Below are 19903 nucleotides of genomic sequence, written 5' to 3' on the forward strand. Positions count from 1 at the left end.
GCTAATGTAATTCTTAGCGAGATGCAATCATAATGGTTAGCACTATTTGATGCCCAGGGCGCTGAAGGTCTCATCGCTTGGAAAACCGTCGGCCACCAGGCCAACGCTGCGCTGAAAGGCCTGCAGGCCAGCGCGGGAGTTAACACCAAGCACACCATCTGGCTTACCCACTTCATAGCCCTTCTCGTTGAGTTTGGCCTGTAACTGCTTAAGCTTGGCGCGGCTGATGTTGTCATGTTTCGGCGGCGCCACATGCAGGCGCGCACCACCATTGATGCGATCGGCCAGATGCCCTACCGCGATGGCGTAAAACTCTGAGCGGTTCCAGCGCATGATCACATCGAAATTGCCATAGCCTAAGAATGCCGGGCCCGTATGCCCTGCCGGAAGATAGAGTGCAGCCCGCATGTCGGGGGTCGACAGGGCGCGGCCGTTGGCCTGAGTGATCCCTAAACCAGCCCAGGTGGTTAAACTTTGTTTATCGTTACGCCCAAGGTGACGATAATCATAATCCTTAGGCAAGCTTACCTCGCGGCCCCAGCGCTCGTTGCGCATCCAACCGAGATTATTCAAGAAGTTAGCCGCCGAGGATAAAGCGTCCTCTGTGCTGTTAAACAGATCTGCCTTGCCGTCACCATCAGCGTCCACCGCATACTTGGCATAGGCAGAAGGCATGAATTGAGTGTGGCCCATGGCACCGGCCCAAGAGCCCTGCATCTGCTTATTATCAAATTGGTAGGCCTCTTTGAGCTTCAATGCCTGAATCAATTCACCGGTGAAATAGGTGCTACGTCTGGGATCGCAAGCCAGGGTTGTCAGCGAGTCGATCACCGGCATCTTTCCCTTGTATGACCCAAAGTTAGTCTCAAGCCCCCAGAAGGCCACCAGATACTGGGGCGGAATGCCATATTCTTGCTGCAGCTTATGCAGCAACGGGCCATGCAGCTTAAGCAGACGCCTGCCCTCCTGAACCCGCCAATCGGTAACCCGCTTGGAGAAATAGTTGTCGAAGGTCTGACTAAATTCCGGCTGCTTCTTGTCGAGCTCTATCACCCTGGCCACATACTTCACCTGACCCAGACCATCTTCTACCGTCTTGCTCGACACTCCGGCGACGAGCGCTTTCTGTTTGAGAGCGCTGACACAGGTATCGAAATCTTGGGCGAGCACGCTAAGGCTTGGCAAGCCGGTTGCCAGGATCAGGGATGCAAAGGTGAGCAATTTTTTCAAAATAGAGACTCCAAGAGAAAACGGCTAAAAAATAAGAAACTTAATGATCTGCAGCCGGCAAGAAACCAGACCTTCCCCAGACATGATAACGACTCGAGGCACTTATACTAAATGATTTATGATTAATTATTCGAACTACGACCAGTTTGTCCCGTGAGCGGGTAAATAGTGGACTGTTCGGGTCACCTATCGCTTGGCTCGTTAGCCACATCGCGTATAATGGGCTCGATTTTACCCACTCTAAGAGAACTCACATGACAGACACTAAGATGACAGACAATAGTCCCGTTTTAGCAAGCTTTATCGACAACGTAAAAGAGCAGCAAGCCGTTTGGGGCCTGCAAGATGAAACTGGCGAAGGTTGGGTCGTGTGTGACTCGTCAGAATATGAAGAGACGGATGTGATGCCGCTGTGGTCTAGCGAAGCACAGGCCAAGGTACACTGCACTGAAGAATGGCAAGATTATCAGCCGGCTCCCATTCCACTGGAAGAGCTGCTCGAGTATTGGATTCAAGATCTGCACGATGACGGCGTATTAGTAGGTATCGACTGGGTCGCCGAGCAGGAATGCCTGGAGCTCGACCCTATCACTCTGGCCAAGAGCCTGGTCGACATAGAGCAAGAGTAAGCCCAAAGCTTGCACTTTAATATGCGCTTATACCAAGTAGCAGACAGGGGATAGCCCTTGTCTGCGGACCTACCCTTAGTCGACATCCCCTTCGACAGGCGTCACACCTGCTGGTTTTGCGCCGAGCCCTGTGCTCATCAGTTTGACTATCACGCCTTGGGCCATTGCCCTCACCCCTCGTTAGCGGTTCCCGCCTGCAAAGAGTGTCTGCAGATCGCCGAAAAGGCGCCGCTCAGCTCCATCTGGGACTGTCACAGCGCAGTTAAAGATGAGTTAATGCGCCGCTATGCCAAACATCTGGCCATAGGCGAAAACTGGACGCAGGAGGAGCTCGAAGAGGCGGACTTTAGCTGTAAGGTGTTCGAAGGCTTTAAGAAGAGTGCCTGGTTCATGTATCAGGTGGCAAAAGCCAGGGTAAGCGTTGCCCCCTGGCCACTTAGCCTCAAGGGGATCCCGCTTGAAACCGCAGGCTACGGCAGCGGTTTCGAGTTCGATGGAATGCAATTTTCCTCTGTGGCCAAGGCCGTCGAACATTACGCCAAGATGCTGGGGCTAGATAAGGCCTTCTTGCATCAGCTGATCGCCGCCGTCGGCCGCGACCGTTTCGGCTACGCCGTGCGTATCGCCAGGATCAATATCGTCTCTACCGCGGCGGTAAAACGCCAGGTGCTAAGGGATATCCTTGCCGAGCAGTTGCTCGATGACGCATAGCTTTTAACCTAATGCCTTTTTAAAAGTCATCGTCGATAGCGATAGCCCATCAAAACGGCAGCAAAGATAATTAAAAGCCAGGCCAAGGGCTTTAGGCTTTAGGCTTTAGGCTTATAAAGGATAATTGGGGTTAAGTTTCCCGCTCGGGTAATTGGGTGCGCAGACGCTCTTGTACCACATCTACCAGCAGATCCGGCTGAAACTTAGAGATAAACCTGTCACATCCTACCTTCTCCACCATGGCATTGTTGAAACTGCCACTCAGTGAGGTGTTGAGAGTAATGAAGAGGTTGGCCATCCGCTTGTCTTTGCGTACCTCATAGGTGAGTCGATAACCGTCCATCTCCGGCATCTCGGCGTCGGTGATCAGCATGAGTATCTCTTGATTGATATCACGTCCCTCGTCACACCAACGCTTCAATAAGTTAAGCGCCTGCAGGCCATCCGAGGTCTCTATCACCTCGATACCCAGCGGGGCGAGCGTGTCTTTCACCTGACGGCGGGCCGTGGCAGAGTCATCGGCAATCAAGATCTTGCGCCCCATCATCTTGTCAACCAGCGCATGGTCTAAGACACCCTCAGAGATAGCGATATCATAGTGGACTATCTCTGCCAGCACCTTCTCGACATCGATAATGGAGACTAAGCGAGTCGCACCATCCACCTCCACCTTAGTGATCGCGGTGAGGTAGTTATGGCTGCCGGTACTCTTGGGCGGCGGCATGATGTCGCTCCAGGTCATATTGATGATATGGTCGACCTTACCCACCATAAACCCCTGCACGCTGCGGTTATATTCGGTGATGATCAGGTTGGCTTCCTGATCCTCGCTCATGGGCTGAAAGCCGATGGCGCTGCGCAGATCGATGACGGGAATCGAGGTACCACGAATGTTGGCGACCCCCTTGATGCTGGGGTGGCTACCGGGTAAGGCGCTCAGCTTTGGCAGCTTAACCACCTCCTTGACCTTAAACACATTGATCGCAAAAAGCTGCGTCGCATTGATACGAAACAGCAGAAGCTCGAGACGGTTTTCGCCAACCAACTGAGTACGCTGATCGACACTCTCTAGCACTTTAGCCATACAATTCTCACTACGTCCTGATGTGATTGACGCGATTCGCCATTAATTATAGCCATGATCCCCGGATTTCTAGCCAACATCAAGACCCAGAGATCACAGCTTTAACAAGTTTATCCATTATTCAATGCAACCGGTGCCACCGGCACGATGCGAGAGCCATTTTTCACCACTATATCCATGATTTTTAAATGTAACTCCTCCGATGCCAACTGAAAGGTGGGAAAACTCTTGGTGCCGATATAGGCCAGCACATTGACCTGAAGACCATGGAGACCGAAGCCCTTAAAGGTGACCCTGAGGGGCTCTTTGAGCACCAGTTCATGCTCTTCGAGCATGGCTTTAATCTCGGCGACAATCGCCTTGAGCTGCTCTGAGGTAGTCACCGCATAATCGAGACGAATATCCGCCTTGAAACGGATCTTCTCACGCTGGGAGATGTTCTCGATCTCCATCTCCACCAACTTAGCGTTAGGCACATGGATAAGCGTCCTGTCCAGGGTGCGGATCTGAGTGCAGCGCAGGCCTATCTCCTCGACCGTGCCGCTGATGCTACCAAACTTACACAGGTTGCCCACCTTAATCGGCGCCGCCGAATAGAGGGTGATGGTGCCGATAAAGTTTTCTATCGATTGCTTGGAGGCGAGCGCGATGGCGATGCCCCCTATGCCCATACCGGCGATGATGGCGCTGGCGTTAAAGCCCAGGTGTTCCAGCCATAACAGCACCGCCATGATCACAAAGATCACCCGCAGGAAATTGGTCAAAGGCCTGAGCAAGGATGCCGCCTGATCTTTGCCCTGCTCTTTCCAGCGTTTCTTTAGGCCTTGATGGAAGATCCCCATGGCACTCCAGCCGAACCAGATGATAGCCGACACCAGCAAAAAACCTGTATCTATCATCTCGATAGCGGCGGGTGAGATGCTGCTATGGGACACCCAGGCTCTGACCAGTAACACGGCCGCCAAAAACCTTAGCGGCCCGGCCACTATGTAGGCCAGCTCTTCTTTAAGCTCATGCTTAGTCAGCAGGATCACCCGCTTAACTATCCAGGTCACAGGCACCATCACCATAAAGGCGGTGATAAGGTAAGCCAAAACCAGGCTCCACTCCCACAGGTTGACGTTAAACCAGCGCCCCTCGGGGACATGATTAACAAACCATTCTGCCACAGGACCATAACCCAGGTTTTCATAGAGTTTAGGCACCTTAGCCACTGTAGCGTTAGAGACCTTCCAGATGGTGCCCCCTTCACTGGGCACACGTTGCAGATAGAGGGCTATCTGATCGCTTTGCAACGCCACCCGGCCAAAGAGATCCCGGTAGGCAGGCAGCTGATCGTTATCCTGACCCAGTGGCGTATCGTTAAGCTGGCCTAAGTCGAGCCAGAGATTTCGCTCTATGATCAGCTGCAGCTGCTTGGCATATTCGGCACCACGTTTGGCCGACATCCCCTCGGGCAGGTAACGCAGATCCAGATACTCTGCCGCCTTTTCATAATCTTGCTCATAAACGGCCGCCATAAAGCCTTCGACTGTGCCCCTTGGCGTGTCACGTTGCAGGCTATCCTTATATTCATAATGTTCAACCGAGCGAACAAATTGACTCTGACCTGTGTCGGCAGCAGCATCGGTTAACGCACCCACCAGACTATTTGGCGCCGCGCACCAGGCACTACCGACAAACAAGCTCACCACCCAGATTAACGACCAAACAACAAAGCGCATCCCAGCCCCCTCAATTGTTAACAAGCGCCTAGAAATATTAGCATTATTCCTAGGGCCTGTTGATCTTTGCCGTTTGTTTTTGCAGCAGTTTGAAAGTAATTTATACAAGGTAGAGCCTGTGTCGTGTAGTATCCTACACAAACTGGTGATAACGCCGTAGAAATGGCCTACGAACACTGCCCAACGTGTTCACCTAAACGCGCGCTGCACTTTATGAAAGGCTTCCTGCCTTTCACCGTGGGCGGTCAGCGCTGCTGTTAGAAATCGTTCCAGACGATTTCTTTGTTGCTCGCCATTCACATAGAGTAACTATGCTTCATGACTCTCGCCTCGCGCAAAACGCGTTTAAATTAAACAAAAATTAAACTTGAAAGATCAACAGTCCCTAATAACCGTTTATCTTTTCTGTTTGTTTTTGAAATAGTTTACAGATGGTTTCATTTAATCCTGTATCGTCCTGCCAGACTGAGCTGACTGGCGATAACCTAGTAGAAATAAGCTAGGTAGGTTGCAAGAAACAAAAGCAGCGCAAACAAGTCTAAATGCCCAAAGGTCGGAATTGATTAAATATTGACAAGTACGCGGCCAGGATTATAATGCTCGACTTCTGCAGTACCCTGGTTTTAGTTTTCTGCTTTTAGTTTTCTGCCTTTAGTTTTGCATCGCTAGACTCTAAGTCATTGCATCGTCATCGCATCCAACAACTCGCAGCTATTTCGTCACACTATTGTCATTTATTGATGATTTACTGTGTCCAATCCGGTGATAAGCCCCCATTTCGGGCGCAAACAACGGCTTTAGCAAGGCAGATCACTTGATTATTTACATAAGGCTGGGTAGTCTCAGAAAGGTTTTAATTCATCTTTCGCAACAGCTAAGGATCTATTATTTGTAAATTTTTACTGCCAAGAGGCAGTCACAGCAATAAGGAGTATGGCCCATGTCGTACAAAATTAACGGTCATGAGATCACGGTAAATTTTCCGGTGGACTCAATTTCAGTCAACAAATCCTCTATCGCTTTCACCGATAGTCTAGGAAAAAATAAACAAACTTTTGCTAAGCGCACCGACGCCCTGCAATTTATGAAATGGTTGCTCTCAAGCAACAAGTAAACCCCACGCTATTCGATACACCTCCTCTCACACGTATCGAAGGTTGCTAAGGCAACAAGTAGGATTGACCCCATTCGTCAACGACTCAGCAGGTAACATTTGGCTCAGGTTGTACCCCTTTCACAGGTACCCACCTGGCCAAATGACATTAATCATTCCCCTAACTCACCAAATATCTCACCATATTTACGCTGGTATCTTGGCAGCATAGATTGATTACCCAACAGCCCCCCTTGGTGCAGATAGAGCACTGGCTTACTTAACCCCTGTTGCCAGCAGCTTTTCAGACACAACCAGCCCAGGGGATCATAAAGTAACTCAAACTCTATCCCCGTCGATTTGAGTTCATGCCACATCTGGTAAAACTCAGAGTACAACTTGCCAAAGTGGTAGCGCTTGGCGGCCGGAACAATCTGAGGATGCAACGCTTCATCTTGCTCAAGCTCAAAAAATTGCTTCTTAAGATACTCATCGCCCCCCACCACGGCGCAGGTCAGTACGCTGATGCTGGGGTCTTGGTTTAGAAACTGTTTCTGCAGATAGAGCGCCGTGGTGCCGGTGCCCGAAGGCAGGAACACCACTAACTCGTTAAGTGGCTGTACGTTTTTCCAGCTGGCTATCTCGCGGGCAAGCTGGGCCACGCCCGGCTCGGCAAAGGCGCAGCGCCCGCCTTCCGGCACAAACAGCTGTTCATCGCCGCCCGTCAACACCCTTTGCCTGATATAGGCTTCGCTATCCAATCCATCTCGATCCGACTTTTTTGAGAGATCTATGATGTTGGCGCCATTATTTAACGCGGCGAGGTAATTGCCGCAGGGGTGCTCTGTCAGATAATTGGGTAAATGGTCCACATAGAAATCCAGCTGCCACCCCTTTAGTTTTGCCAGCGCCGACAAGGAATAGAGCGAATTGGCCTGCGGAGAACCGTAACCAATCAGCTGCTTAACCAAGGGGAAGTCGTTATCGAGGAAGTAGGCGAACTTGCGCGCCTTGTTGCCGGAAAATTCTGGATGGAGCAGATCGTCACGCTTCACGTAGACCTTGTGCTGCCCGAGGTAAACCGTATCTACCTGAGTGTGGCTAAGCTTCATGATGAGGAGTAAGAGTTAAACTAAGGGCCAGAGTTTACACCTTTTAACGTCAAATGCGTAATTTGACCGACTTTTGGCATAATATGTCATTAACCTAAAAAACCCCACCATCAAATACATATAAAAACATACACTTAATATATGGCACGGATTTCGCTTAGGACTAGATAAATCTAAACAAAGGCGAACGCCTTTGCGGCTCTATAAGCTCAGAAACAAGGAGTATTCGATGGCACTACTGCGCTTAATCTTTAATATTGCATGGTTTATTTTAGGCGGCTTCGTAATGGGGCTGGCCTGGTGGCTGGCGGGGCTACTCTGCTTTATCAGCATCATAGGCATCCCCTTCGGCCGCGCCTGTTTCGTCATCGGTGAGATGGCCTTCTGGCCCTTCGGTCAACAAAATATCAGCCGCCGGGCGCTGCAAGGGGTAGATGACATTGGCACAGGTCCCCTGGGCATGGTCGGCAATATCGTCTGGTTCCTGCTGTTTGGGATCTGGCTGGCCATCGGCCATATCACTCACGCGCTGGCCTGTTTCGTCACCATCATAGGGATCCCATTTGGTATCCAGCACCTCAAATTGGCCCTGCTGAGTCTGACGCCAATAGGACAGACAATAACCGCTAAGGCGTAATTATCATCGTTAGCCTAAGGCGCCGAGACCTACCTGGGGTTGAGGCGCCTGCTGGGCTTTGAACCAAAGGCTGTCAACTAAAGACTTTCTTCTACAGGCTTTGCAAATAGACTTCTAAGATCTGCTCGACTTGGATTCGTGCAAGGCCGGCGTTATAGATCTCCCGCCACCGTCTCCCCTCGGGGGTATTTCTAAAGGCAATATAGAGACGTTTCGATTCCAGCAGTTGCTTGTTGAATTGCAGCCTCGTCTTAAGCTCGCTCAGATGAGGCTGCTCTACCAGGTATAGATAGACATAGAGATCCATCACCGCCCCCTGAACTCGCCCCGTAGCCACCTTTCTGATGTTGTGTTCATCCGAGCTCACCAATTCTACCGGCTGAGTCCCTAAGGCGATCATCTCATCCAGGGCCTGGGTATTTACATAGTCCCTGACCACCCCCAAGGTATAGGCATTGAGATCCTGCAGCCGCGACCAGGTAATGGGATGTCTACTCTGCTCTAAGATCCCCAGGGGGCTCTCGCCCATAGAATCGGAAAAGACAAACTTATCCGTGGGATGATGGTATTCGGGGAAATAGCCCTGATAGCCTGAGTCATCTCGGCTCACCACCCTTACGGTTCGGCTCCATGGAAAGTAATCCACCTGAAGCTCATGGCCCATGGCATTAAGCGCCGCACGAGCGACCACGACACAGGCACCACCGTCCTTAAGGGTCGGTCCCGAATAGGGTGGCCAGTTTAACGAAGAGAGCTTTAGGGTATCGGCCCGCAACGGAAAGAATACCAAGTTACAACTGATCAACAGCAGGACAAACAGCCCATTTCGTCCCCAACTTAGGTTAAGAAGTGTCTCTCTCACCATCCCTCTTCCCCCTTAAAACCGCCGCCTGATGGCATTCCTTGCCCAGTGAGAAATCCTTTTGTTACACATTTTCACTGGCATAGCTGCGCAACATCATGCAAAACAAGTATAGGAGAGAAGGTTGGATATTTGAGGTGTCTATGCTGAGAAAAACCTTGATCACCGTCATTGGCGGTACACTTTGTCTGGTTGGATTGCTGCTTTTGGTGTTACCCGGGCCGGCCTGGCTACTGCTACCAATCGGCCTGGCCGTGTTGAGCTTAGAATATCCCTGGGCGAGATCCTGGCTAAAGAAGAGCCAAAAACAGATGGGGCGCAGCGCAGCCTGGCTCGATGGCAAGGTGCGCGACTGGCGTTATAGCCGATAGACAGCTTATGACTTGTCGCCGCTAAGCGGTGGCAATGCCAAACCCCAGGTTTCCTTCAGGGTGACTGAGCACATTGAGCCGCTCAAGAATCGCGAGCAACACCCCTTGCCTGCGCATATTTTCCAGTACACCTCGACTGAAACGCTCCAGGCGGCTCATGGCGGTTAGCAGCAGACGGCACTGATAAAGGCTCGCCTCACGGATATAGTCAGGCTTATCGACCAGGTGGGCATTTTGATACCACTCCTGCCAATTGAGAGTGTCGAGTAACACACCTTGCTTGGCAAGCTGCTCGACAAAAGCTTGCATCATCATCTGATTGCTAGCGACCTCACCACATGCGAACTGCGCAGCGTACTGAGCATAGAGATTGGCTATCTGCAAAGATATTGCGCTTTTCATATCCTACTCCTTAACCCTCAGGCCAGCTTTGGCCTTATAGATCCTGTGCTCCGGCGCTTAACGAACGATTAGCATGCTCCATTGTTAAGATTTGCGAGCCGGTATAGTTAAGATTTACGAGCCGGTATAGCTTCACCCTAGCCAAGCCGTGCTGAATATAAGCTGAACACCTGGAAGGTTCTGACTGGCTAGACATTATGAGGGGGAATCCCTATGCTACGAGCAAACGCATTGATTGCGCAGGAGAGACTAGATGAAGAAATACACCACTGGCCTTGGCCTGGTTTTACTTGGCCTATCTATCGGCTTTTCGCCGCTGACCCTGGCCAAGAACGACAAGCATGATCATGGCGCTAAGGGCCATGTCAATAAGAGCCATAGCGAGAAGAGCCTGCCACCAGGACTGCAGAAGAAGGTGGCCCGCGGCGAGCCGCTACCACCGGGCTGGCAGAAGAAACTGCACAAGGGCGATTACCTGTCCGATGACTATTATGATCGCGGCAAGATCCATGTGCCTATCGACCGTGACGGCAACATCACCATAGATGTCGATGGCACCTTCATTAAGCTACACGACAAGACTCGTCGTATCCTAGATATTATTAACGACTAGACAATATCTACGACTAGACAGTATCAAGGGATAAGCTTACCCTTTAGCAGCCTCCTGGTAAAGGTTAAACTCCTCCAAGATCAGGCAGGTAAAGAGGCGACCGGCGCGCCCCAGAGGGCGCTCCATGGTCGACACCAACTGAGGCGTAAAGCTGTAACGACTGCCCCCGAGAAAATCCAGCTCCTGTAACTCACCACTGGCCAGCTCCTCTTTAATAAGAAAATCAGGCATCCAGCCGAATCCCAGCCCCATCAACAGGGCATTCTTCTTCATGATAAAGCCTGACAGGTAAAACACCTTATCACCACCAAATTGCAGCTCGTCGCTGTGGATCTTACCCGGCGATGAGTCTTCTATGGTGAGCTCCACATGTTGCAGCAACTCAAACAGGCTCAGCTCCCTGGCACTCGCCAGCGGATGCTCCCGACTCACCACTAAGATGCTGTTGATGTCCGGCAGTGGCTGCGGCCGATAGTTGGGCCCGGTACGATAGTCTTTCACCAACATGAGATCGGCATTGTCCCGCTCGAATCTGTGCTGTACCCCGCCGAGAAACTCCATGTTGAGCTGGATCTTGGTGGGGATCTTATGCTCAGAGACACGTTTAAGCGCCCGCATGATAGGCTCCATGGGTAGGGAGCCATCTACCACCAGCTCGAGCTTAGGTTCCCAGCCTTCGCTGAAACGGCTGGCCAAATGTTCAATATTGCCAAGGTATTGCAGCAATCTTTTACCCTCGGCAAGGATCACCTTGCCCTCAGGCGTTAATTCGGCGCGATACTGATCCCGACAAAAAAGCTTTACACCCAGATGTTGTTCCAGCTTCTTGACCTGGTAGCTCACCGCCGACTGGGCCTTGTGCAATCGCTCAGCCGCCTTGGAGAAACTGCCCTCTTCGACCAGAATCGACAATACCCTAAAGGCTTCCACATCGATCTTCATCTCACATCCTCGGTGTAAACAAATGACAACCATCTAAATTTTAGATTGAGTTAAGCTATTTATTATTCTTTTTTTTGCTCATGCCAGCAACTAAATTGTTACTTAGATCACATAAACATAAGTGTGCCCGCTAAAGCACCCAAGGAAAGAAGCCATGCCATTTTATGTAAGACAGGGGGAGATCCCCCATAAACGCCACATCACCTTCAAGAAAGACAATGGTGAACTCTACCGGGAAGAACTCTTCTCCACCCATGGCTTCTCCAACATCTATTCCAACAAGTATCACCACAACATGCCGACCAAGGCGTTAGAGGTGAGCCAGTTCGAGGTTGACCATGGCCACACCTGGCAGGACACCTTGATCCAGAACTATAAGCTGGACGCTAAGCTGGCCGATCGCGAGGGTAACTTCTACTCGGCGCGTAATAAGATTTTTTTCAACAATGACGTGGCCATGTACAGCGCCAAGGTCACTCAAGACACCGAAGAGTTTTACCGTAACGCCTACGCCGACGAGGTGATCTTCGTCCATGAGGGCCAGGGCAAGCTATACAGTGAATATGGCGTACTCGAGGTTAAGAAATGGGATTACCTGGTGATCCCGCGCGGAACCACCTACCAGCTTAAATTTGATGACTATGAGCAGGTTCGCCTGTTTGTGATCGAAGCCTTCTCTATGGTGGAGGTGCCTAAGCACTTCAGAAACGAGTACGGACAGCTTTTGGAATCCGCTCCCTATTGTGAGCGCGACATCCGCGTTCCTAGCCTGCAAGAAGCCGTGGTCGAGAAAGGCGCCTTCCCCTTGGTGTGTAAATTTGGTGACAAGTATCAGCTGACACAGCTTGAGTGGCATCCCTTCGATCTCGTGGGCTGGGACGGCTGTGTCTACCCTTGGGCTTTCAACATTCAGGATTACGCCCCTAAGGTAGGTCAGATCCACCTGCCGCCGTCGGATCATCTGGTGTTTACCGCCCACAACTTCGTCATCTGTAACTTTGTGCCGCGCCCGTACGACTTCCATCCCCAGTCGATCCCAGCGCCTTACTACCACAACAATATCGACAGCGACGAAGTGCTCTACTATGTCGACGGCGACTTCATGAGCCGCACTGGCATCGAGGCCGGCTACATGACGTTGCATCAGAAAGGGGTACCACACGGACCACAACCTGGCCGCACCGAGGCTTCGGTAGGCAAGAAAGAGACCTATGAATACGCAGTGATGGTCGACACCTTCGCCCCACTGCAGCTAACCCAACATGTACAAGGTTGCATGAGTAAGGACTACAACCGCTCTTGGTTAGAAGACTAATACCGTTCGGCACACACCGAATCACAATGAATAGCCAGACAAGTCACCAAAGAATGACTGTGGTTGTAACAAATTGAACGAGGATACTCACATGGCAAGCGAACAAAATCCACTGGGATTACTGGGCATCGAATTTACCGAGTTTTGCACCCCAGAGCTCGACTTTATGCACAAGGTCTTCATCGACTTTGGCTTCTCTAAACTGAAGAAGCATAAGCAAAAAGATATCGTCTACTACAAGCAAAACGATATCAACTTCCTGCTGAACAATGAAAAAAGCGGCTTCTCTGCCGAATTTGCCAAGAAGCACGGACCAGCCATCAGCTCGATGGGCTGGCGCGTAGAAGATGCCAAATTCGCCTTCGAGGGTGCGGTTGCCCGTGGCGCCAAGCCTGCAGGTGATGAGGTGAAAGACCTGCCCTATCCGGCCATCTACGGCATCGGCGATAGCCTGATCTACTTTATCGACACCTTCGGCGCGGACAACAACATCTACGCCACCGACTTTGTCGATCTTGAAAATCCTGAAATCGTACAAGAGAAAGGCTTTATCGAAGTCGACCACCTGACCAACAACGTCTACAAGGGCACCATGGAGCATTGGTCAAACTTCTACAAAGATATCTTCGGCTTTACCGAGGTGCGCTACTTCGACATCAAGGGTTCGCAGACGGCTCTGATCTCTTATGCGCTGCGCTCTCCCGATGGCAGCTTCTGCATCCCAATTAACGAAGGTAAAGGCGATGACAGAAACCAGATCGACGAGTACCTAAGAGAATACGACGGCCCAGGCGTACAGCATCTGGCGTTCCGCAGTCGCGACATCGTAGCCTCATTGGATGCGATGGAAGGCAGCTCGATTCAGACCCTGGACATCATCCCAGAATACTACGACACCATCTTCGACAAGCTGCCACAGGTGACCGAAGACAGAGAGCGTATCAAGCATCACCAGATCCTGGTCGACGGCGACGAGAATGGCTATCTGCTACAGATCTTCACCAAGAACCTGTTTGGTCCTATCTTCATCGAGATCATCCAGCGCAAGAACAACCTGGGCTTCGGCGAAGGTAACTTCAAGGCCCTGTTCGAATCGATTGAGCGCGATCAGGTGCGTCGCGGCGTACTCTAAACCCACGCCGATTAGACATAGCGCGACATAAAGAAACCAGCCATCTAGGCTGGTTTTTTCTTTGCAGCGAAGCGATAAATCACTACACTAGCCTGCCGAATCATTTACCAAAGTCGCGACTTTCACAATCAGATGTCAGAACATATTCTCATTGCCGTTTTTCTGCCAACCTTCTTCTTTGTCTCCATTACCCCAGGCATGTGCATGACCCTGGCGATGACACTAGGCATGAGCATAGGCGTGCGCCGCACCCTGTGGATGATGATAGGTGAACTGGCCGGGGTTGCCCTGGTGGCCGTTGCGGCCGTGATGGGCGTTGCCGCCATGATGCTCAACTACCCACAGATCTTCGAGGTGCTGAAGTGGGTCGGCGGCGCCTATCTTGGCTATATCGGCATTCAGATGTGGCGCGCCAAGGGCAAGATGGCAAGCCTCGATAACCAAAGCACACAGATCAGCAATCAGGCGTTGATCTCACAGGGCTTTGTTACCGCCATCGCCAATCCCAAGGGCTGGGCCTTTATGATCTCCCTGCTGCCTCCCTTTATCGATGTCGAGCGCGCCGTGGCACCGCAGCTGAGCCTGTTATTAGCGATCATCATGATGACCGAATTTGTCAGCATGCTGGCCTACGCCAGCGGCGGTAAGTCGCTCAAGCTGTTTCTCGCCAAGGGTGACAACATCAAATGGCTTAATCGCATCGCGGGCTCATTGATGATAGGGGTTGGTTTCTGGCTAGCCCTGGGCTAATCGGTAATTGCGATCACTAGCAAAGACCATCTTTTTTCCCTTTTTCCGTTAGCGGCGCCTAAAAGGCAGTATGGCCTCAAGCTCACTCATATAGATCTTCACCGCCTGCGCTTCCTGCTCGATGAAATCGGCAATAGCGCGGCGAAAATCACTGTGTAAGATCTCGTGCACCGAATAGGTGGTCACCGGCTCAAACCCTCTGAGCACCTTATGCTCGCCCTGGGCACCGGCATCAAATTTGTTAAACCCCTTGGCGATGGCATACTCTATCCCCTGATAGTAGCAGGCCTCGAAATGCAGCCCGGCTATCTCCTCCAGGGTGCCCCAGTAACGGCCATAGAGGCACTCTTGGCCGACAAGATAGAGCGCCGCCGCAACCTTGACGACTGCCCCCTCCAATTGGCTATCGGCCTGTTGGCAGTTATCCTGATGCTGTTCATCAAGAGACGTATTATGAGCCACACGCTCCACCATCAAGAGGCGTACACATCCCGGCATCTTCTCCACCAGGGCGTCGAAGAAGGCGGCATTTAGATAGCCCTGATGACCGGATCGCTTGTAATAGGTGCGCTGGTAGCAATGCACAAAATGATTAAGTTCTGCCGCTGTGATATCTGGCCCTTCGATGAAACGAAACCTAAGCCCAGCGTTTGCAAGGGTCCGGCGCTCCTTGAGGATCGACTTGCGCCTGCGACTGGTCAGCCGTGAGAGAAAATCATCGAAGCTTCGATAACCTTTATTAAACCAATGAAACTGAGTGCCGAGGCGCTCAAGATGCCCCTGCTTGGTTAAGGTAATTCGCTCGTTTTCGGCTAAAAACAGGCTGTGCCAGCTCGATGCCGAGCAGGTTTTAGCGAACTGGTCTAGATACTCACCCAGTGCGCCGATCAATCTGGCCTTTAGTGCATCGGATAGGCCTTCTCTCAGGCCGATGCGCGGCCCGGTCACTGGGGTAAAGGGGATGACGTTGACCAGCTTAGGGTAATAGTCGCATCCGTGACGCTCATAGGCCTGGGCCCAGGCCCAGTCGAACACATATTCGCCGTAGGAGTGGCTCTTGAGATAGAGGGGCATCACCGCCAGTATCTTGTTGGGAGCCAGCCGGCTGTCGCTTCTTTCATCTAAGCTATCGTTTCTTTCGTCTGAGCTTTCGAATTGAACCTCACTCACCACCAGATGCAAGGGGCGCCAACCAGTCTGCTCTCCCACGCAACCACTGAGCTCCAGCGCATGGAGAAAGCCATAACGACTGAAGGGATTGGTCTCGCCCATCAGTGCGTCCCATACCCCCTCATCAATAAGCGAAATCTGGTTTACCGCTTGAATCGAAAATGATGACGCCGTTTCGCTTCGCTCCAAATCAATCTCCTTAAAAGATGGCTTGATTTCAACTATCATAATCGGCACATTGAAAAGCTGGCTACATGACGCAGTAGCTTAACACTTTTATTATGCTCAACATTCTTATTACGCTTAAAGCGATTATTTCAATTAACACTAAGGAAGCCGTGTGCACCCAATAAAAAGCCTTCTCTTTGCCATCAGCCTCAGCCTGCCACTCGTTGCAGGCCAGTTTGCCCAGGCCACAGAAACCTCCATCTACAGCCACAGCGCCACGGTACAACCCATCTGGGCCAAGCATGGCATGGTAGCCAGCCAAGAAGCGATCGCGACACAAGTGGGCGTCGATATTCTCAAGCAAGGCGGCAATGCGGTCGATGCGGCGGTCGCCGTTGGTTTTGCCCTGGCGGTTACCCTGCCAAGGGCGGGCAACATAGGCGGTGGCGGCTTCATGCTGGTACATCTAGCCGAGGGTAACAAGACTGTTGCCATCGATTATCGTGAGGTTGCCCCTAAGCGTGCCCACAAGGATATCTTTCTCGACGAAAATGGCGATGCGGTGGCTAAGCTCAGCCGCGAACATGGCCTGGCCGTCGGCGTTCCCGGCACCGTCATGGGCATGGAACTGGCGCTTGAGAAATACGGTACCATGACCATGGCGCAGGTGATCGAGCCCGCCATTAAACTTGCCGAACAAGGCATAAGCGTCACCGCAGATTTGGCCACCTCGCTTGCCGGACTGAAACGCCGAATCTCCCAGTGGCCGAGCTCGAAGGCAATCTTCTACCGCCCCGATGGCAGCAACTTCGACATAGGCGACACCCTGACGCAGAAGGAGCTGGCCCACTCACTCAAGCTGATCAAACAACAGGGTAGCAAGGGCTTCTATGAGGGGGAAACAGCCGAGAAGATAGTTGCCAGCGTCACCCAGGCCGGCGGTATCATGACCTTAGATGATCTTAAAGGCTATCGTGTGGTCGAGCGTCAACCCGTCCAGGGCGAATACCGCGGCTACCAAGTGATCTCCATGCCGCCGCCCTCATCCGGTGGTATACACATTATCGAGATGCTCAACATGCTCGAGCCTTACCCCATCGCTAAGCTCGGCCATAACACCGCCGATACCCTGCATCTGATGGCCGAGGTGATGAAACGCGCCTACGCCGATCGCAGCGAATACTTAGGCGACCCCGACTTTGTCGAGGTACCGGTTAACACGCTGATAAGTAAAAGTTATGCCAAATCACGCGCCAAGGGGATCGCTATCAACCGCGTCACCCCAAGCAGCGAGATCGCCCCTGGCAAGCTAAGCGGCTACGAGAGCCCGCAAACCACCCACTACTCAGTGGTTGACAAGTGGGGCAACGCCGTCGCCAACACCTATACCCTGAATTTCAGCTATGGCTCCGGCTTAGTGGCACAAGGCACGGGGATTTTGCTTAACAACGAGATGGATGACTTCTCGGCCAAACCCGGCGTGCCTAACGGCTACGGCCTGATCGGCGGCGATGCCAATGCGGTAGAAGGCGGCAAACGTCCGCTCAGCTCCATGAGTCCCACCATAGTGATGAAAGATGGCAAGCCCTTTATCGTCACCGGCAGTCCGGGTGGCGCACGCATCATCAACACTACCATGCAGATCATCATGAATGTGATCGATCATGGACTCAACATCGCCGAGGCCAGCTACGCCAGCCGCGTACATCACCAATGGCTACCGGACGAACTGCGAGTGGAGAAGAGCCTCAATCGTGACACCATCTCGCTGCTAGAGGCGAGAGGCCATAAGGTGAGTGTGAAAGATGCCATGGGCTCGACCCAGTCCATCATGATCACCGACGAGGGGCTGTTTGGCGCCTCAGATCCCCGCCGCGCAGGCAGTGCTGCCGCAGGCTATTAATACCAATCGTAATAAATAATTGATCATTCTAGCTTGTTAAAACGCTCGATAACTGTATTAGTATTTTTAATTGTAGAATAACTACTTATCTAAAAATCCTGCTTTGTTCTCAAGCGTTTTTCCTGCGCTATTTCTGATCACATGTTTACTGTGATTGATATAACGCGATAAACGATTAATGCTAAACAACAAAAAAAGGGAAGCTTAGCTTCCCTTTTTCACATTCATTTCTTAACACTCATTTCTTAAAGCTCATTTTTTCATTTCATTCGCAGGCTCTGACGCCAGAACTGCTGAGACAGATGATGGGTCTTAGCCGACAGGCGCGCTATCTGCTCTCCCCGCTCCTCGGCATCCTGAGTCTGACGCAGACTGGCCAGGGCCAGCTCGTTGATCAACTGAATCGACTGGCTGATCTCGCTGGCCACCGCCGTCTGCTGGCTCATGGCCGCGGCGTTGGCATCGCTCATCTGATTGAGCCTGTCGATGGAGGCGCGCAGCTCCTCGAAGGAGGCATCGACCTGCTGAGCCAGGCCAACCGAGTGCTGCGCCTGACGCTGACCCGCCTGCATGGTCTGGCTGGCCTTGAGGGTGCTGTCTCTGAACTTACTGACAATCGCTTCGATATGGCTGGTTGATTCGCTGGTACGGCTCGACAACTGGCGCACCTCGTCGGCCACCACGGCGAAGCCTCTACCCGACTCGCCGGCGCGGGCCGCCTCGATGGCGGCGTTTAACGCCAACAGGTTAGTCTGCTCGGCAATCCCACGGATCACCTCCAGCACCTCGTTGATCTCCTGACTGTCCTGTTCGATTGAGGCCACCACGGCAGAGAAGTTACTCACCTCCTGATGCAGCCCCTTGATGGCGTTGATCACCTCGACCAGCAGCTCATGGCCCTTCTCGGCCGCCTCATGGCTCATGGACATCTCTTCGGCCGCCAGTTGAATATTCTGACTCACCTCGTTGAAACTGGCACTCATCTCCTCCACCGCCGTCGCCGCCTGGCTGGTCTGCTGACTCTGACCGTCGGCCCGCTCTCGGGTATGGCTGATGGTCTCATTCAGGCTAACGCTCAGCGACTGAATCGACTCGGCCGAGTCCGCCATGCGCCCTACGGCGCCGCCAGTTTCCGTCAGCAGGTATTGCAGGGCAAAACCGAGTTTACCCAGCTCATCCTGACGCCCACAGTAGACGGCGGTCGCCAAGGGATCGTCTATAATGTCGCTTGCCTGTTTAACCAGGGCGTTAAATGGCTTAAGCGTCAGATAGAGACCCGTCAGGCCGACCCCCGCGGCCACCAGCAGCGCCAGCAGTGGCGAGTAGCCTGTTAGGCCGACCGCCAGGCCGAGACTGAGCAGCAAGACCAGCCCCAGACGCTTGGCAAACCCGAGACGCGCCGCCTTAAGGGCACTGGGCTGTTTACCGGCATTCAATGCACCATAGATGGCCTGGGCGTTATCAATCTGCGCCTGGGTGGCCTTTCTGCGTACCGATTGATATTCGTGCACCTCACCGCCTTCCAGCACGGGCGCCACATAGGCATTGACCCAGTAGTGATCGCCTGACTTGGCGCGATTCTTCACTATGCCAATCCAGGGCTTACCCTGCTTGAGCCGCGACCACATGGACTCGAATGCCGCCGACGGCATGTCAGGGTGGCGCACGATATTATGGGGCTGACGGTAGAGTTCATCCTGGGTAAACTCGGACACCTGAGTGAAGCCAGCATTAGCGTACTTAATCTTGCCCTTAAGGTCTGTGGTCGACAATAAGATAGTGTCGTCTGCGAACACCTTCTCTTTCTGTGTGACAGGTTGGTTATTTTTCATATTATTGTTCTTCTGGGTACAAAGACATTAGGGTCTGTTTATCTTTCAGGTTTACTTTTTGTTCTATTTAAACGTGTATTGCTCAAGGCGCATTTAGATGAACCCTTCGGGCAGCTTTTGTAGGCCATTTCTACTGTGTTATCGCCCGTTTCTGTAGAATAACTACACTACACGGACTCTGCCTTGTATAAATCGCCTACAAAATGCTGCAAAAACAAACAGG

The 19903-nt window shown here is 52.1% G+C and carries 18 protein-coding genes; 9 read left to right on the forward strand and 9 right to left on the reverse strand.

The window, feature by feature from the left end; genetic code table 11:
- Positions 1-42 precede the first annotated feature (42 nt).
- A complete protein-coding gene (locus L1D43_RS08420; protein WP_239851104.1) occupies positions 43-1221 on the reverse strand; it encodes a lytic murein transglycosylase in 1179 nt (392 codons plus the stop codon).
- A gap of 278 nt (positions 1222-1499) precedes the next feature.
- On the opposite strand from L1D43_RS08420, the gene L1D43_RS08425 reads away from it, so the two are divergent.
- Positions 1500-1859, forward strand: a complete 360-nt coding sequence (locus L1D43_RS08425; RefSeq protein ID WP_041511125.1) for a DUF2750 domain-containing protein — start codon at positions 1500-1502, stop codon at positions 1857-1859.
- A 57-nt stretch (positions 1860-1916) separates the two neighbouring features.
- The gene (locus L1D43_RS08430; protein WP_239850711.1) at positions 1917-2570 is read left to right on the forward strand and encodes a hypothetical protein; all 654 of its coding nucleotides are present in this window, start codon (positions 1917-1919) and stop codon (positions 2568-2570) included.
- A gap of 130 nt (positions 2571-2700) precedes the next feature.
- Here the strand turns inward: L1D43_RS08430 and L1D43_RS08435 are convergent, their stop codons facing one another.
- From L1D43_RS08435 to L1D43_RS08445, 3 genes are all read right to left on the reverse strand, one after another.
- On the reverse strand, positions 2701-3654 hold the full coding sequence (locus L1D43_RS08435) for a chemotaxis protein CheV (protein WP_239850713.1): 954 nt from the start codon (positions 3652-3654) through the stop codon (positions 2701-2703).
- 110 nt (positions 3655-3764) lie between these two features.
- Positions 3765-5378, reverse strand: a complete 1614-nt coding sequence (locus L1D43_RS08440) for a mechanosensitive ion channel domain-containing protein (RefSeq protein ID WP_239850715.1) — start codon at positions 5376-5378, stop codon at positions 3765-3767.
- Positions 5379-6644: 1266 nt separating this feature from the next.
- The gene (locus L1D43_RS08445) at positions 6645-7583 is read right to left on the reverse strand and encodes a 1-aminocyclopropane-1-carboxylate deaminase/D-cysteine desulfhydrase (RefSeq protein ID WP_239850717.1); all 939 of its coding nucleotides are present in this window, start codon (positions 7581-7583) and stop codon (positions 6645-6647) included.
- A 229-nt stretch (positions 7584-7812) separates the two neighbouring features.
- Between L1D43_RS08445 and L1D43_RS08450 the strand changes: the two genes are divergently transcribed.
- A complete protein-coding gene (locus L1D43_RS08450; RefSeq protein ID WP_239850719.1) occupies positions 7813-8220 on the forward strand; it encodes a YccF domain-containing protein in 408 nt (135 codons plus the stop codon).
- 91 nt (positions 8221-8311) lie between these two features.
- Here L1D43_RS08450 and L1D43_RS08455 read toward each other — a convergent pair whose 3' ends face one another.
- The gene (locus tag L1D43_RS08455) at positions 8312-9085 is read right to left on the reverse strand and encodes a transporter substrate-binding domain-containing protein (protein WP_239850721.1); all 774 of its coding nucleotides are present in this window, start codon (positions 9083-9085) and stop codon (positions 8312-8314) included.
- 140 nt (positions 9086-9225) lie between these two features.
- Between L1D43_RS08455 and L1D43_RS08460 the strand changes: the two genes are divergently transcribed.
- Positions 9226-9453: a PGPGW domain-containing protein gene (locus L1D43_RS08460; RefSeq protein WP_239850731.1), complete on the forward strand. Its 228-nt coding sequence runs from the start codon at positions 9226-9228 to the stop codon at positions 9451-9453.
- Between the two features lie 21 nt (positions 9454-9474).
- On the opposite strand, the gene L1D43_RS08465 is transcribed toward L1D43_RS08460, so the two are convergent.
- Positions 9475-9855 (reverse strand): DUF6508 domain-containing protein, encoded by a 381-nt coding sequence (locus L1D43_RS08465; protein ID WP_239850733.1) that lies wholly within the window; start codon positions 9853-9855, stop codon positions 9475-9477.
- 253 nt (positions 9856-10108) lie between these two features.
- Between L1D43_RS08465 and L1D43_RS08470 the strand changes: the two genes are divergently transcribed.
- A complete protein-coding gene (locus L1D43_RS08470) occupies positions 10109-10468 on the forward strand; it encodes a hypothetical protein (protein ID WP_239850735.1) in 360 nt (119 codons plus the stop codon).
- A gap of 36 nt (positions 10469-10504) precedes the next feature.
- Here the strand turns inward: L1D43_RS08470 and L1D43_RS08475 are convergent, their stop codons facing one another.
- Positions 10505-11410 carry a LysR family transcriptional regulator gene (locus L1D43_RS08475; protein WP_239850736.1) on the reverse strand — a complete coding sequence of 302 codons (906 nt, stop codon included), beginning with the start codon at positions 11408-11410 and terminating at the stop codon, positions 10505-10507.
- Between the two features lie 154 nt (positions 11411-11564).
- Here L1D43_RS08475 and L1D43_RS08480 point away from each other — a divergent pair, with 154 nt between their 5' ends.
- The 3 genes from L1D43_RS08480 (at position 11565) to L1D43_RS08490 (ending at position 14607) form a co-directional block, all read left to right on the forward strand.
- Positions 11565-12725, forward strand: a complete 1161-nt coding sequence (locus L1D43_RS08480; RefSeq protein ID WP_239850738.1) for a homogentisate 1,2-dioxygenase — start codon at positions 11565-11567, stop codon at positions 12723-12725.
- 91 nt (positions 12726-12816) lie between these two features.
- Positions 12817-13857 (forward strand): 4-hydroxyphenylpyruvate dioxygenase, encoded by a 1041-nt coding sequence (gene hppD / locus L1D43_RS08485; RefSeq protein WP_239850740.1) that lies wholly within the window; start codon positions 12817-12819, stop codon positions 13855-13857.
- Positions 13858-13989: 132 nt separating this feature from the next.
- Complete coding sequence (locus tag L1D43_RS08490; protein ID WP_239850744.1) at positions 13990-14607, forward strand: LysE family translocator; 618 nt, start codon at positions 13990-13992, stop codon at positions 14605-14607.
- Between the two features lie 48 nt (positions 14608-14655).
- On the opposite strand, the gene L1D43_RS08495 is transcribed toward L1D43_RS08490, so the two are convergent.
- Positions 14656-15879: a GNAT family N-acetyltransferase gene (locus L1D43_RS08495; protein ID WP_239851105.1), complete on the reverse strand. Its 1224-nt coding sequence runs from the start codon at positions 15877-15879 to the stop codon at positions 14656-14658.
- Positions 15880-16117: 238 nt separating this feature from the next.
- On the opposite strand from L1D43_RS08495, the gene ggt reads away from it, so the two are divergent.
- Positions 16118-17848, forward strand: coding sequence for a gamma-glutamyltransferase (gene ggt, locus L1D43_RS08500; RefSeq protein ID WP_239850745.1), 1731 nt, complete (start codon positions 16118-16120; stop codon positions 17846-17848).
- A 260-nt stretch (positions 17849-18108) separates the two neighbouring features.
- On the opposite strand, the gene L1D43_RS08505 is transcribed toward ggt, so the two are convergent.
- Complete coding sequence (locus tag L1D43_RS08505) at positions 18109-19680, reverse strand: PAS domain-containing methyl-accepting chemotaxis protein (protein WP_239850747.1); 1572 nt, start codon at positions 19678-19680, stop codon at positions 18109-18111.
- Between the last annotated feature and the right edge of the window lie 223 nt (positions 19681-19903).

It is taken from the genome of Shewanella sp. Isolate8 (assembly GCF_022398495.1).
GTDB lineage: Bacteria > Pseudomonadota > Gammaproteobacteria > Enterobacterales > Shewanellaceae > Shewanella > Shewanella aquimarina.

Coding starts and splice junctions, on each gene's coding strand:
- L1D43_RS08425 (WP_041511125.1), top strand. CDS start 1,500: ATGACAGACAATAGTCCCGTTTTAGCAAGCTTTATCGACAACGTAAAA.
- L1D43_RS08435 (WP_239850713.1), bottom strand. CDS start 3,654: ATGGCTAAAGTGCTAGAGAGTGTCGATCAGCGTACTCAGTTGGTTGGC.
- L1D43_RS08440 (WP_239850715.1), bottom strand. CDS start 5,378: ATGCGCTTTGTTGTTTGGTCGTTAATCTGGGTGGTGAGCTTGTTTGTC.
- L1D43_RS08445 (WP_239850717.1), bottom strand. CDS start 7,583: ATGAAGCTTAGCCACACTCAGGTAGATACGGTTTACCTCGGGCAGCAC.
- L1D43_RS08450 (WP_239850719.1), top strand. CDS start 7,813: ATGGCACTACTGCGCTTAATCTTTAATATTGCATGGTTTATTTTAGGC.
- L1D43_RS08455 (WP_239850721.1), bottom strand. CDS start 9,085: ATGGTGAGAGAGACACTTCTTAACCTAAGTTGGGGACGAAATGGGCTG.
- L1D43_RS08460 (WP_239850731.1), top strand. CDS start 9,226: ATGCTGAGAAAAACCTTGATCACCGTCATTGGCGGTACACTTTGTCTG.
- L1D43_RS08465 (WP_239850733.1), bottom strand. CDS start 9,855: ATGAAAAGCGCAATATCTTTGCAGATAGCCAATCTCTATGCTCAGTAC.
- L1D43_RS08470 (WP_239850735.1), top strand. CDS start 10,109: ATGAAGAAATACACCACTGGCCTTGGCCTGGTTTTACTTGGCCTATCT.
- L1D43_RS08475 (WP_239850736.1), bottom strand. CDS start 11,410: ATGAAGATCGATGTGGAAGCCTTTAGGGTATTGTCGATTCTGGTCGAA.
- L1D43_RS08480 (WP_239850738.1), top strand. CDS start 11,565: ATGCCATTTTATGTAAGACAGGGGGAGATCCCCCATAAACGCCACATC.
- hppD (WP_239850740.1), top strand. CDS start 12,817: ATGGCAAGCGAACAAAATCCACTGGGATTACTGGGCATCGAATTTACC.
- L1D43_RS08490 (WP_239850744.1), top strand. CDS start 13,990: ATGTCAGAACATATTCTCATTGCCGTTTTTCTGCCAACCTTCTTCTTT.
- L1D43_RS08495 (WP_239851105.1), bottom strand. CDS start 15,879: ATGGGCGAGACCAATCCCTTCAGTCGTTATGGCTTTCTCCATGCGCTG.
- L1D43_RS08505 (WP_239850747.1), bottom strand. CDS start 19,680: ATGAAAAATAACCAACCTGTCACACAGAAAGAGAAGGTGTTCGCAGAC.